Annotated in this window: 11 protein-coding genes; 7 read left to right on the forward strand and 4 right to left on the reverse strand. The window is 60.0% G+C overall.

Annotation, left to right across the window (positions count from 1 at the left end):
* The first annotated feature begins 100 nt into the window (after positions 1-100).
* From ubiG to yfaE, 5 genes are all read left to right on the forward strand, one after another.
* Positions 101-817: a bifunctional 2-polyprenyl-6-hydroxyphenol methylase/3-demethylubiquinol 3-O-methyltransferase UbiG gene (ubiG, locus tag G5154_RS01495; protein ID WP_421250163.1), complete on the forward strand. Its 717-nt coding sequence runs from the start codon at positions 101-103 to the stop codon at positions 815-817.
* Positions 817-1,512, forward strand: coding sequence for an HAD family hydrolase (locus G5154_RS01500; protein ID WP_421250164.1), 696 nt, complete (start codon positions 817-819; stop codon positions 1,510-1,512). Before ubiG ends, G5154_RS01500 begins: the two co-directional genes overlap by 1 nt.
* Before the next feature lie 621 nt (positions 1,513-2,133).
* On the forward strand, positions 2,134-4,401 hold the full coding sequence (nrdA, locus tag G5154_RS01505; RefSeq protein ID WP_421250165.1) for a class 1a ribonucleoside-diphosphate reductase subunit alpha: 2,268 nt from the start codon (positions 2,134-2,136) through the stop codon (positions 4,399-4,401).
* An 80-nt stretch (positions 4,402-4,481) separates the two neighbouring features.
* Positions 4,482-5,615 carry a class Ia ribonucleoside-diphosphate reductase subunit beta gene (gene nrdB / locus G5154_RS01510; RefSeq protein WP_421250325.1) on the forward strand — a complete coding sequence of 378 codons (1,134 nt, stop codon included), beginning with the start codon at positions 4,482-4,484 and terminating at the stop codon, positions 5,613-5,615.
* Entirely contained in the window at positions 5,612-5,935 is a 324-nt protein-coding gene (gene yfaE / locus G5154_RS01515) for a class I ribonucleotide reductase maintenance protein YfaE (protein WP_421250166.1), read from the forward strand. Before nrdB ends, yfaE begins: the two co-directional genes overlap by 4 nt.
* A 117-nt stretch (positions 5,936-6,052) precedes the next feature.
* Here yfaE and mltA read toward each other — a convergent pair whose 3' ends face one another.
* A complete protein-coding gene (gene mltA / locus G5154_RS01520) occupies positions 6,053-7,204 on the reverse strand; it encodes a murein transglycosylase A (protein ID WP_019445143.1) in 1,152 nt (383 codons plus the stop codon).
* Positions 7,205-7,354: 150 nt separating this feature from the next.
* Here mltA and G5154_RS01525 point away from each other — a divergent pair, with 150 nt between their 5' ends.
* Positions 7,355-7,606 carry a DUF1289 domain-containing protein gene (locus tag G5154_RS01525; RefSeq protein WP_111900912.1) on the forward strand — a complete coding sequence of 84 codons (252 nt, stop codon included), beginning with the start codon at positions 7,355-7,357 and terminating at the stop codon, positions 7,604-7,606.
* 108 nt (positions 7,607-7,714) lie between these two features.
* On the opposite strand, the gene fruA is transcribed toward G5154_RS01525, so the two are convergent.
* The 3 genes from fruA to fruB are packed head-to-tail and all read right to left on the reverse strand — an operon-like array spanning position 7,715 to position 11,552.
* A complete protein-coding gene (gene fruA, locus G5154_RS01530; RefSeq protein WP_421250167.1) occupies positions 7,715-9,451 on the reverse strand; it encodes a PTS fructose transporter subunit IIBC in 1,737 nt (578 codons plus the stop codon).
* Entirely contained in the window at positions 9,448-10,437 is a 990-nt protein-coding gene (gene pfkB / locus G5154_RS01535) for a 1-phosphofructokinase (RefSeq protein WP_421250168.1), read from the reverse strand. Before pfkB ends, fruA begins: the two co-directional genes overlap by 4 nt.
* Positions 10,437-11,552, reverse strand: coding sequence for a fused PTS fructose transporter subunit IIA/HPr protein (gene fruB, locus G5154_RS01540; RefSeq protein ID WP_421250169.1), 1,116 nt, complete (start codon positions 11,550-11,552; stop codon positions 10,437-10,439). Before fruB ends, pfkB begins: the two co-directional genes overlap by 1 nt.
* 307 nt (positions 11,553-11,859) lie before the next feature.
* On the opposite strand from fruB, the gene cra reads away from it, so the two are divergent.
* Positions 11,860-12,846 (forward strand): catabolite repressor/activator, encoded by a 987-nt coding sequence (gene cra, locus G5154_RS01545; RefSeq protein WP_421250170.1) that lies wholly within the window; start codon positions 11,860-11,862, stop codon positions 12,844-12,846.
* Positions 12,847-13,324 lie beyond the last annotated feature (478 nt).

A 13,324-nucleotide genomic window follows, 5' to 3' on the forward strand; every position in this document is an offset into this window, starting at 1 on the left:
CGGGCTGGTGTGACAAAGTCCGTCCGTTATAATGCCCGCCAGGACAATAGATTGCGCCCATGACTCAGAAGCGGGCGCCCTGCCACAGGATCTTCGAAAAATGAACAGTGATGCCAATGTCGATCTGACAGAAATCGCCAAGTTTGAAGCCATCGCCTCCCGCTGGTGGGACATGGAGGGTGAATTCAAACCCCTGCATCAAATCAATCCGGTACGCCTTGACTGGATCACCGACAAAAGTGGTGGTCTGTTTGGCAAGCGCATTCTCGATATCGGGTGTGGTGGCGGTATTCTCTCCGAGAGCATGGCCCGTCGTGGGGCACAGGTTACCGGTATCGATATGGGCAAGGAGCCCCTTGGCGTCGCCCGCCTGCACGCACTGGAGCAGGGGATCGAGCTAGAGTACCGCCAGATCACTGCCGAAGCTCACGCTGAAGAAGCGCCCGGCCAGTATGACGTAGTCACCTGCATGGAGATGCTGGAGCATGTGCCGGACCCCGCCTCCGTGCTGCGCGCCATCGCTACCCTGGTGCGCCCGGGTGGCCGGGTGTTCGTCTCCACCATCAACCGCAACCCCAAATCCTATCTGATGATGATCATCGGGGCCGAATACCTGATGAAGATGGTGCCCAAGGGTACCCACGATCACAAAAAATTCATCGCCCCGGCCGAACTGTGTCGCATGGGTGAAGCTGCTGGCCTGCTGGTGCGGGACATGAGCGGCGTCCACTACGCCCCCCTCACCAACCAGTTCAAGCTCGGCAAGAATGTCGACGTCAACTATATGGTGGAGTTTGTCCGCCCGGAGCAAGGTTGATGAGCGCCTCTCATCTGCAGCCTCTTCGTTGCGTGCTGTTCGATCTGGATGGCACCCTGCTCGACACAGCCCCGGATCTGGGTGCCGCCGTCAACCACGTACTGATCAGCGAAGGCTTTGCGCCGCTCTCTGACGACATCATTCGTCAGACCACCTCCCATGGGGCGCTCGGGCTGCTGAAAGCGGGTCTTGGCGACGAACTGCTTGAAGAGCTGGGGGCCACGCGTCTGCGCAATGCCCTGCTCGACTACTACGCAGCCAATCTCTGCGTCGGTACCCGCCCCTATGAAGGAATGGTGGATCTTATCGAGTGGCTGGATGAAAAACAGCTCCCCTGGGGCATAGTCACCAACAAGCCGGGCTTTCTCACCGAGCCGCTGCTGGCAGCCCTGCCACAGCTCGCCAACTGCGGCGTAACGGTCAGCGCCGACACCCTGCCGGTACGCAAGCCCGACCCCGCCCCCATGTATTTTGCCAGCGAGAAGCTGGGAGTCGAGGCGGCTCACTGCCTCTATGTGGGGGATCATGTGCGGGATATCGAAGCGGGCCGCAATGCTGGGATGCGCACGGCCGTCGCTGGTTGGGGGTATCTCAATGATGAGGAAGACCCCGCCCAGTGGGGCGCTGATCTGCAGTTTGATACCGTGCAAGCCCTGCACCACTGGCTGCGCTATGAGTTGACGGCCAAGGTGTAACGGCAGCCTTACCGGCTGACATGTGATAACGGGGTGGAGAGACTCTCCGCCCCCTGAATCTCTTCCTTTACGCTCCCGCGTCCTGCGCCACCGTCACTCCTCTATTGATGGATAATAAAGGCAACTTACCGCCTATTGGATACCCATTTGACAAGCTCATAGCCGTCACAAAGCGGCCACAACACCCCATCGTCTGATGCAAAGCCCTTGCCACGCTGAGCCCGCGGCTAGAACAACTGGACAGCTTTTGACCCTTATTGCATAAGGGATAATCAGCCGCCGTTTGCTAGTAAAAAGCACCCTGTTCCGCAAGCAAAAAAAGTTATTTAAATTTTCCATCTTCGATCGGGAGACTTGCATTTAGCGGAGCGGACGAATGAAAACCCGCTCACTGTGAGCGGTCACTAACTGAGGTGGCAAGACTCACAATTTATCCACAGCTCGTCACTTATCCACACATTGCAATGGCGGGCTGACCTCACTATCTTGTAGCTCGAACTTAAAATAACACTACATCTTGTGATTCATCGCACAATCTCTACCCAATACCTGCACATCGCCGGGCAAGGGTGGTGTCATTGTGCGATGGTTTTTCGGGAATCAACTAAAGGTCATCAGCCAATGAACTTGTTTGTGACGAAGCGTAACGGACACAAAGAACCCATCGATCTGGATAAAATTCACCGCGTGCTGGACTGGGCCGCCGAGGGTCTGGACAACGTGTCGGTCTCTCAGGTGGAACTCAAGTCCCACATCCAGTTCTATGACGGTATCCGTACCGCAGACATTCACGAAACCATCATCAAGGCGACGGCTGACCTCATCTCCGAGCAGACCCCGGACTACCAGTACATGGCCGCCCGTCTGGCCATCTTCCACCTGCGCAAGAAGGCCTACGGCCAGTTCGAACCGCCCCACCTCTACCAGCACGTGGCTCGTCTGGTGGACATGGGCAAGTACGACAAACACCTGCTGGAAGACTACACCCAGGCTGAATTCGAAGAGCTGAACGCGCACATGGATCACTGGCGCGACATGAACTTCTCCTACGCGGCGGTCAAGCAGCTGGAAGGCAAGTATCTGGTACAAAACCGTGTCACCGGCGAGATCTACGAGAGCCCGCAGTTCCTCTACATCCTGGTAGCGGCCTGCCTCTTCTCCAAGTACCCGAAAGATACCCGTCTGGACTACATCAAGCGCTTCTATGATGCGGTCTCTACCTTCAAGATCTCCCTGCCGACCCCGATCATGAGCGGCGTGCGCACCCCGACCCGTCAGTTCAGCTCCTGCGTACTGATCGAGTGCGACGACAGCCTGGACTCCATCAACGCCACCGCCAGCTCCATCGTGCGTTACGTCTCCCAGCGCGCCGGTATCGGCATCAACGCTGGTCGCATCCGCGGTCTGGGCAGCCCGATCCGTGGCGGCGAGGCGTTCCACACCGGTTGCATCCCCTTCTACAAATACTTCCAGACTGCCGTGAAGTGCTGCTCCCAGGGCGGCGTGCGCGGCGGTGCGGCCACCCTGTTCTACCCACTGTGGCACACCGAAGTGGAAAGCCTGCTGGTTTTGAAGAACAACCGCGGCGTGGAAGAGAACCGTGTCCGTCACATGGACTACGGCGTGCAGATCAACAAGCTGATGTACCAGCGCCTCATCAAGGGCGGTGACATCACACTGTTCTCCCCGTCCGATGCGCCGGGTCTGTACGATGCGTTCTTCGCGGATCAGGACAAGTTCGAAGAGCTCTACGTCAAGTACGAGCAGGATCCGGCCATTCGCAAGAAGACCCTCAAGGCAGTCGATCTCTTCTCCCTGATGATGCAGGAGCGTGCCGGTACCGGTCGCATCTATATCCAGAACGTCGATCACTGCAACACCCACAGCCCGTTTGATCCGAGCGTGGCGCCAGTGCGCCAGTCCAACCTCTGCCTCGAGATTGCGCTGCCGACCAAGCCGCTCAACAACATCGACGACGAGAACGGCGAGATCGCCCTGTGCACCCTCTCCGCCTTCAACCTGGGTGCCATCGAGAAGCTGGAAGATCTGGAAGAGATGGCCGATCTGGCCGTACGCGCCCTCGATGCCCTGCTCGACTATCAGGACTACCCGATTGCCGCCGCCAAGAAGGGCAGCATGGGTCGTCGTACTCTGGGGATCGGCGTCATCAACTACGCCTACTACCTTGCCAAGAACGGTGCCCGCTACTCTGACGGCTCAGGTCTGGCCCTGACTCACCGCACCTTCGAGGCGATCCAGTACTACCTGCTGAAAGCCTCCGTGCAGCTGGCCCGCGAGTTCGGCCCCTGCCCGCTGTTTGGTGAGACCACCTATGCCCAGGGCATCCTGCCCATCGACACCTACAAGAAGGATCTGGATGCGCTGTGCAACGAGCCGCTGCATCTGGATTGGGAAAGTCTGCGCGAAGAGATCAAGTCAGTGGGCTTGCGCAACTCCACCCTGACCGCCCTGATGCCGAGCGAGACCTCCAGCCAGATCTCCAACGCCACCAACGGCATCGAGCCGCCGCGTGGTCTGGTGTCGGTCAAGGCCTCCAAAGACGGCATTCTCAAACAGGTGGTGCCCGAGTATGATCGCCTGAAAGATCAATACGAATTGCTCTGGAAGCAACCGAGCGTTGACGGCTACCTGCAGCTGGTCGGTATCATGCAGAAGTTTGTGGATCAGGCGATCTCCGCCAACACCAACTACGATCCAGCCCGTTTCGAAGGCAACAAGGTCCCGATGAAACAGCTGCTCAAGGACTTGCTGACCGCCTACAAATACGGCCTCAAGACCCTGTACTATCACAACACCCGTGATGGTGCAGACGATGCCCAGACCGATCTGCAAGATGACGGTTGCGCTGGCGGGGCTTGCAAAATCTAAGTCACGGCAAGAACTGATAACCGGGCGGGAGCATGAAGCTCCCGCTCTCCTGTTTTCTCTATTCACATATTCTGGTAACCATGGCCTATTCAACTTTCTGCCAAACCCAAAACGACCAGCTCAAAGAGCCGATGTTTTTTGGCCAATCGGTCAACGTAGCCCGTTATGATCAACAAAAGCACGAAGTGTTCGAGCGGCTGATCGAGAAGCAGCTCTCCTTCTTCTGGCGCCCGGAAGAGGTGGATGTCTCCCGTGATCGCATCGACTATCAGGCCCTGCCGCCCCACGAGCAGCACATCTTCATCTCCAACCTGAAGTACCAGACCCTGCTGGACTCCATTCAGGGCCGCAGCCCCAACGTGGCGCTGCTGCCGCTGGTCTCCATTCCGGAGCTGGAAACCTGGATTGAGACCTGGGCCTTCTCGGAGACCATCCACTCTCGCTCCTACACCCATATCATCCGCAATATCGTCAACACCCCCGCTCAGGTGTTCGACGACATCGTGACCAACGAGCAGATCTTGAAGCGCGCTGGCTCCATCAGCCACTTCTACGACGACCTGATCGAAGCGACCGCCCTCTACAACCTGCATGGTGAAGGGACCCACACCGTCGCGGGCCGCGAGGTGACCATCACATTGCGCGAGCTCAAGAAGAAGCTCTATCTGTGCTTGATGAGCGTCAACGCGCTGGAGGCAATTCGCTTCTACGTCAGCTTCGCCTGCTCCTTTGCCTTCGCCGAGCGTGAACTGATGGAAGGCAACGCCAAGATCATCAAGATGATCGCCCGCGACGAAGCGCTGCACCTCACCGGCACCCAGCACATGCTGAACCTGATGCGCAGCGGCCAGGATGACCCGGAGATGGCCGAGATCGCCGCCGAGTGCGAACAGGCCTGCTTCGAGATCTTCAAGGAAGCGGCCATTCAGGAGAAAGATTGGGCCGAGTACCTGTTCCAGGACGGCTCCATGATCGGCCTGAACAAGGACATCCTCTGCCAGTATGTGGAGTACATCACCAACCTGCGCATGAGCGCAGTCGGCCTGCAGCCAGCCTTTGCCGGCACCAAGCAGAACCCGATCCCCTGGATCAACACCTGGCTGTCATCCGACAACGTACAGGTCGCCCCGCAAGAGGTAGAGGTCAGCTCCTATCTGGTCGGTCAGATCGACAGCGAAGTCAATGCCGACGACCTGGGTGATTTCGAGCTGTGAGTGACGCCACCAACACGCTGACCCCTGCCCCGCACGCGCCTGCTGAACAGCAGGCGGACGTGGCACCACGGGTACATACCCGGGATGGTGCCGTGCTGCACGCCCATCCCGGCGAAAGCGTGTTGGAGACCCTGGAGCGCCACGGTCATCATGTGGAATTCCAGTGTCGCAGCGGCTATTGCGGCGCCTGCCGCACTCCGCTGATGGCTGGCAAAGTACACTATCCTGCGGTGCCGCTGGCATTCGTCGCCCAAGGGGAGTGCCTCCCCTGCTGTTGCAAACCGGTCGGCGCCATCCGGCTGGATATCCAGAAGAGCTGACGCAGCCACCAGCTGTAACTCACACAAAATAGAAAGCCGCCGGAGCAATCCGGCGGCTTTTTTGTCTCTTCATCTTTGCTCGGGCGCCCGATGGCAGACGCCCAACCCCTCAGAGGATTACAACCAGGGGGCAGCGGTCGGCCCATGGTGCAGGCCCAGCTTCCAGACCCGGCCAAAGTGCTTGTAGTGACCGGCCGCGACACCGGCCTTCTCACCCATACCGTGGTAGAGATCGAGGTGCCCCTTCTTCACCGCCCCGCCCACATCCAGCGCAATCAACAAGCGCAGCTGGTGCTTGCCGGTCCAGTTGCCCTCTTTATCGAGCAGGGGGACTTCGGCGAGGATCGGGGTCCCCATCGGCAACAGGGTCTTGTCGGCAGCAACGGCCGCCAGCGGCAGCAGCGGGATACCGGCGGCACCGATCACATCATTGGTCGGGCGGCGCTCGAAGAAGACATAGGAGGGGTTCTGCTCCACCAGCTCCTTGACGCTCTCCTCCGGCTGTCGGTTGGCCCACTCCTTGATGGCCTTCATCGACATCTGCTCTTTGGGCACTTCACCGCGGTCGATCAGTACCCGGCCGATACTGACGTAACCGTGGCCGTTCTTGCCGCTGTAGCCCAGATATTGCAGCCGATCGTCATCTCCGTAATGGACAAAGCCGGAGCCCTGCACATCCATCAGGAAGTTGTCGATAAGGGATTTGCTGTAACCCAGCTCCAGCCCGCGGTTGGCCAGGGCCCCCTGATGGATCTCGGCCCGGGTCGGACAACGACCGCCACATTTGGGCATGGCATAGATGGGGTATTTGTACTTGGCATCCGGGCGGTGGCGCACTTCCAGCACTGGCGAGTAGTAACCGGTAAAGAGCACGTTACCCATGCGATCCGCGCCGCCCAGCTGAGCCAGGCTGATGCCGTAACGGGTGATGTCGGCAGGATTGCCGCCGCCCGCCACCCAGCGGGAGAGCTGGTGATAGAGCTCGCCATAACGGCGGGTCATCTTGCCGGAGCGCTCCAATACCAGTCTGCTTTGCGGGCCAAACTTGCTGTAGTCGGCACGCGCACGGCTATTGACCCGCTCCACCCTCACCAGATCCTCTGGCAAAGTCCCGTCCAGATACTGCTTGCCCAGATTTTCCGGCACCTCGCAGTTAAGAAAGCATCTGTTGTCGGTCTGTTTTTTGGGCACTTCTGCTTTGTCAGAGTTGCCCGCACAACCGGCCAGTCCCAGCACTGCGGCGGTCAGCCAGTACGCGTGTTTGTTCATATGTCCTCATATAACGCCAAGAGCCATGCTCGGCGGGGAAGATGCCAAATTTGCAGGGGGAAAGCAAACGACATCAATTACTTGAAGCAGGATTTCTCCAAAGGGGATCCGCTGGGTTATAACAAGGTGACAGGATGTGCGAGGTGATGGATGGAACAGCTCGAAATCTTCCCGCTGCAGAGCCCCTGCATCGGGGTCTGCGAAGTGAACAACAAAGGCTACTGCAAGGGGTGCCTGCGCAATCGCGAAGAGCGTTTCAACTGGCTCACCATGACCCCTGCCCAGCAACAAGAGGTGATGCGCCTGTGCCGGGATCGCAAACGCCGGGTCGAGGCTGCGCGGCGCAAGGCACTGGAAGGAGCCCAAAGCGAGCCGCAAGCACAACCAGGCTGGGATTTTTAAACTCAGCCTACCTGCAATCCCCACCTCACAACTCACCTATATCACCGGCAAAACAAAAAGCGGCACGCAGGCCGCTCTTGGTTATGACGTGTTGCCGGGTGGCAAGGCTTATGCCGTGGCCAGCTTGGCCTGCTCTTCACCTCGTTTGAGCATGGCGTAGGAAACACCGGTCAGCAGCGAGCCTGCCGCAATCGCCACGATATACATCATGACGTTGCTGATGGCGTGGGGGATAAAGAGCACGAACAGACCGCCGTGGGGTGCCATCAGCTCACAGCCAAACAGCATGGAGAGCGCGCCGGTCAGGGCGCCGCCGACCATACAGGCCGGGATGACGCGCATCGGATCCTTGGCGGCAAACGGGATGGCTCCCTCGGAGATAAAGCACAGACCCAGCACGAAGGAGGCCTTGCCCGCTTCCTGCTCCGCCTTGATGAACTTGGTGCGAGCCAGGAAGGTGGCAATCCCCATCCCCAGTGCCGGCACCATACCGGCGGCCATTACCGCAGCCATCGGGGCGTAGGTTTTGGAGGCCAGCAGGCCGACCCCGAAGGCGTAGGCTGCCTTGTTGACCGGGCCACCCATGTCGAAGCACATCATGGCGCCAATGATGACCCCCAGCAGCACGGCGTTGGCAGAGCCCATGTTGTTGAGGAAGGTGGTCATGGCATTCATGATGCCGGCCACTGGGCCACCCACCACGTAGATCATCACCAGGCCGGTAAAGAGGCTGGCAAAGAGCGGAATGATCAGGATGGGCTTGAGCGCTTCCAGAGTCACCGGCAGGCGCACCTTGTCACTCAGGTACTTGGCGCTGTAACCGGCCAGGAAACCGGCCACGATGCCGCCAAGGAAACCGGCGCCCAGCGAGCTTGCCAGCATGCCGCCGATCATGCCGGGAGCCAGACCCGGGCGGTCAGCGATGGAGTAGGCAATGTAGCCGGCCAGCACCGGGATCATCAGGGCAAAGGCGGAGCCGCCACCGATCTTCATCAGAGCCGCGGCCAGGGTGCCTTCCACCTTGAACGCCTCGATACCGAATACGAACGAGAGCGCGATGATAAGGCCGCCCGCCACCACCATCGGCAACATGAAGGAGACACCGGTCAGCAAATGTTTGTAGGGGCCAGCTTTTTCCTCTTTCTTGGGTTGGCTGGCGCCGCTATGGCGATAGGTTTTCGCTTCACTCCACGCCTTGTCGAGCTCGGCACGGGTTTTCTTGAGCGCCGCACCGGTGCTGGTGCGATAGACCGCCTTTCCGTCGAAACGGGCCATGTCCACCTCGATATCGGTGGCGAGGAACACCAGATCGGCGGATGCAATCTCCTCGGCGGTCAGGGCGTTCTGGGCACCGACCGAGCCTTGAGTCTCGACGCGGATCTGATAACCCAGCTGTTTGGCCATGGTCTCCAGCGCTTCTGCCGACATAAAGGTGTGGGCCACCCCGGTCGGGCAGGCAGTCACCGCCACGATGCGCTTGCCAGCGGCGGCCGGTTTGGCGACAGCATTGGCAACGGCGGAGGCGGCTTGATGGCGATAGACACTGGCGCCGCTGGCGGCTGCCTCCAGCAAGGCGGCCGGATCCTGCAGGGCGAGATCCATGCTGCCCTGATAGACCCGCTTGCCATCATAGGCAGCGAGATCAACCGGAGCACTGGCGACAACCAGCACCAGATCGGCGGCGGCAATCTGCTCTTTTGAGGGGATCTGGCGCGGTTGCACGCTGGAGCCGACGTCGAGGGTGAGCTCCCAGCCAGCCAGTTTGGCCTGCTGTTCTATCCGTTTTGCAGCGAGAAAGCTGGTGGCAATGCCCGCCGGGCAAGCCGTAACCAAGATTGCTTTCATTGGGCATCTCCTGAGTTTTCCATTGAGGGGGTATGGCACTGAACCGGTGCCAGCGCATCCAGACGCTCTACGCGCACATGTTCAAGTAAGGGGTTGAGCACATTGATATCGTCAAAGCCGACCGCGACCTGACTGACCGCCAAGGCCGAGACGGCGGTGGCCAGCCGCAGGGTCTGCTCCGGCGTCCAGCCGAGGCTGAGACCATGGGCGAGGCCGGCCACCAGCGAATCGCCGGCACCCACCGTGCTGACCACCTGCATCCGCGGCGGAATGGCTTGCCAGACGGCATCCGGAGCAAACCAGATGAGGCCATCGGCGCCGTTGGAGATCACCACGTTGGGGATACCGCTGGCCTGCAACGCGCGGGCACACTCGGCCTGCTCGCTCAGCGTCTTGATGGGGCGGCCCGCCCACTGGCTCAGCTCCTCCAGATTGGGTTTGACCAGGGTCGGCGCCGCCTTGATCCCTTCGCTTAACGCCGCGCCGCTGCAATCGAAGATCACCTGCTTGCCCTTGGCCTTGAGCAGACGGATCAGATGGGCGCAGTAATCGGGGGCTACCCCTTTGGGCAAGCTGCCCGCCAGCACAAACCAGTCGGCGTGAGGGGCCAATTGGTCGATGGCCTGCTCCAGCGCGCTCACCTCCCCTTGCTGGATGGTGAGCCCCGGCAGGTTGAGATCGGTGACCCGACCGGATTGCTCGGATATCTTGACGTTGATGCGGGTGCTGCCCGCGACACGGACAAAGTGATCATCCAGCGCCCGCTCTGCAAACAGGGAGACAAAGCTCTGTTCATTGTCAGCGCCCAGCCAGCCGGTGACGCCTACCTCGCGGCCCAAATCCTTGAGCACCATGGCGACGTTGATCCCCTTGCCCGCCGCACGCAGGTTGGCCTCGCTCACCAGATTGACCTCGCCAAGGCTCATCGCCTCGAGACGGGTGGTGAGATCAAGGGCGGGGTTGAGGGTAATAGTGACAATCTTCATCAATGCGCCCCCTCGCCGAGACCTGCGGCGATGGCCTCACCGATCCCCTTGAGAGCGGCTTCGGCATCCGCCCCTTCGGCGCGAAATGCCAGACGATGACCGCACTTGACCCCAAGGCCGATCACCTTCATCAGGCTCTTGGCGGAGACCGCCTCGCCGCTGCCATCCAGATTGGCAACCCGGATGTCGGATGCAAACTCTTTGGCCACCTTGACCAGCATGGCGCCCGGACGGGCATGCAGGCCGTGGGGGTTGATGATGGTGAAGGTTTCGGAAAGACCACTCGCGGGGCCTGCCTGCAACATGGCCAGCCCCTCGCCGCCTGCCAGCGTCGCCAGCTGACCAGCGGCCGCCAGTTTGGCCAAATTCTCCAGTTGCGGCAGATGGCCGCTATCTGCGGCGCAAAGCAGCAGCATGGCGTTGACCGGCAGCTCCCCTGCGCGAAGTTCGCTGCTCGGGGTGGCCAACACCCAGCCAGTCTGGGCCGATGCTGTTTGCTGAACATGGGCACGGGCCAGCCAGATGCCCTCGCCCAGATAGGCAGGTTCGCTTGCCAGCAGCGCGCTCACCATGGCGGCATCGCCCCAACCGGCGGACTTGGCGCGGGCAGCCGCACCCAGCAGCAGCTGGTCGCGATCATCGGCCGGGAAGTCGGCCAGGGTCAGGTATTGCACCTCTTTGGCGGCAGTGGCACCGGTCAGGATATTGATGATGGTGTCGGCGTCGGTGGCTTCTTTCAATTGCGCTGCCGCCTGCTCGTCACCCAGCACATGGGTGAGCTGGCGCAAGATGCCCAGATGCTCGTCTGACTTGGCGGCGATACCGATGGCGACGTAGGCGATCTGCCCCTCGTCCCACTCGATGCCATGAGGGAACTGGGCCACCATGACGCCGGTGCTCTTCACCAGATGCCGGGTGTCGGTGGTGCCGTGGGGAATGGCGATGCCGCTGCCAAGGTAGGTGGCATGCTGCGCTTCACGGGCCAGCATGCCATCGACATAGCCCGCCTCCACCAGACCGGCCTCGGTCAGTTTGCCTGCCAACAGGGCAATCGCCTCGGCCTTGGTCGCCACCGACTGCCCCAGCAAGATCTGCTCTCGCACCAACTTCAACATAGCCACTCTCCATCAGATCCCGGCATTGCCGGGTCAACACAATTGAACATTCGGTTTGCCTGCCAGCTGACGATAGTCGGGATACCTCGAAATGTGATCCTGACCGGGTTTTACCACCCTACTCTGCATCTCTGCGAAGCGGTGCTGCTGACAAGCTGAATCGTTTCACTTACACTCAGACTGAATCGTTTCAGCGAATTGATCAAGTACCCACAAAGAGCGGTTTTCAATGATATGATCCCGCGCACACTTTTCGGTGCCCTTACCAGGCAGTGCCCGTGGGCCTAGCAACTCAAACAGAGCCAATATGATGAAACTGGATGAAATCGCCGCCCTCGCCGGTGTCTCACGCACCACGGCCAGCTATGTGATCAACGGCAAGGCCGACCAATACCGCATCAGTCAGGCCACCCGCGACAAGGTGATGGCCGTCGTCACCGCCCACAACTACCAACCGGACAGCCGCGCCGCCTCCCTGCGCGGCGGCCAGACCAAAACCCTCGGCTTTATCCTGCCCGACCTTGAGAACGCCAGTTACGCCAAGCTGGCCAAACGGCTGGAACAGGGGGCGCGGGCGCAGGGCTATCAGCTGCTCATCGTCTGCTCGGAAGATGATCCCGCCACCGAAAAAGAGCTGGCCCAGATGCTGGTGAGCCGCCATGTGGATGCCCTGCTGGTGGCCAGCTGCCTGCCGCCGGACGATCCCTTCTATGGCAACCAGCAGGCACAAGGGGTGCAGATCCTCGCCATCGACCGGAGTATGGCGGCCGATCGCTTCGTCACCGTCGCCAGTGAAAATGAGAAGGCAAGCTTTGATCTCACCAGCTCCCTGCTCACCCCGGCCATCTGCCATATCGCCTTGATCACCGCGCTGCCAGCACTCACGATCAGTCAGGAGCGAAAAGCGGGCTTCGAGCAGGCCATCGCCAGCCACAGTGCGACCTGCCACCTCTGTGAAGGGGCCCACTTCTCGCGCACCGAGGGGTATCGCCTGATCAAACATCTGCACCAGCAGCTGGGCCAGTTGCCCGAGGCGCTGATCACCACCTCCTACATCCTGATGGAGGGGGTACTGGACTACCTGCTGGAACAAGAGACCGATATGAGCCAGCTCGCCATGGCCACCTTCGGCGACGATCGGCTGCTCGACTTCCTCCCCTTTGGCATCAACTCCCTGCCCCAGCAGCACGACGCGCTGGCGAGCCAGGCGCTGGAGCTGGCACTCAAGGCGGTCAATGGCGACTACCAGAGCGGGCTGCACTATGTAAGCCGCACCCTCAAGCGCCGCCGCTAACCTGCTCGAAGCAGACCCGATTTGCTATCAATGGGTGGGTAAAGAATGCAGATGACAATAAGGCTGCCAGGATTGGCAGCCTTATTGTTTTTCCCCACAACCCTACCCGCCCGCTTTGCTTTCTCTACCGTCTGCCCGACTAAACAACCGGCCTCCACACTCCTTTCACCCCGCAACTAAACGCCAACGCCACGACAAGGCACTCTCCCATCCGTGCTGCAACCACTTGGCTGACCTGTATCAATGAGCCCCTGCCAGTCATTTTTTCGGTGCTTTTTTCTGCAATTAGCTACCGCTGTCATCATTTATTTCCACTTATTGCCACAAGCCAGCACAAGATCCGTATAAAAGGGGTTGTTTCCGCTATTTTGATCCGCTAACGTGGCAACCATCTTTTACAACTGACAGGTTTTAGGTACAGATGTTCCCGTTCCGATATTGCTAGCCTCCGGCCCTATCACCGGAGGCACCTTCTGAT

Source organism: Aeromonas sp. 600527, assembly GCF_049175415.1.
Classification (GTDB): domain Bacteria; phylum Pseudomonadota; class Gammaproteobacteria; order Enterobacterales; family Aeromonadaceae; genus Aeromonas; species Aeromonas veronii_A.

Coding starts and splice junctions, on each gene's coding strand:
- ubiG (WP_421250163.1), top strand. CDS start 101: ATGAACAGTGATGCCAATGTCGATCTGACAGAAATCGCCAAGTTTGAA.
- G5154_RS01500 (WP_421250164.1), top strand. CDS start 817: ATGAGCGCCTCTCATCTGCAGCCTCTTCGTTGCGTGCTGTTCGATCTG.
- nrdA (WP_421250165.1), top strand. CDS start 2,134: ATGAACTTGTTTGTGACGAAGCGTAACGGACACAAAGAACCCATCGAT.
- nrdB (WP_421250325.1), top strand. CDS start 4,482: ATGGCCTATTCAACTTTCTGCCAAACCCAAAACGACCAGCTCAAAGAG.
- mltA (WP_019445143.1), bottom strand. CDS start 7,204: ATGAACAAACACGCGTACTGGCTGACCGCCGCAGTGCTGGGACTGGCC.
- G5154_RS01525 (WP_111900912.1), top strand. CDS start 7,355: ATGGAACAGCTCGAAATCTTCCCGCTGCAGAGCCCCTGCATCGGGGTC.
- fruA (WP_421250167.1), bottom strand. CDS start 9,451: ATGAAAGCAATCTTGGTTACGGCTTGCCCGGCGGGCATTGCCACCAGC.
- pfkB (WP_421250168.1), bottom strand. CDS start 10,437: ATGAAGATTGTCACTATTACCCTCAACCCCGCCCTTGATCTCACCACC.
- fruB (WP_421250169.1), bottom strand. CDS start 11,552: ATGTTGAAGTTGGTGCGAGAGCAGATCTTGCTGGGGCAGTCGGTGGCG.
- cra (WP_421250170.1), top strand. CDS start 11,860: ATGATGAAACTGGATGAAATCGCCGCCCTCGCCGGTGTCTCACGCACC.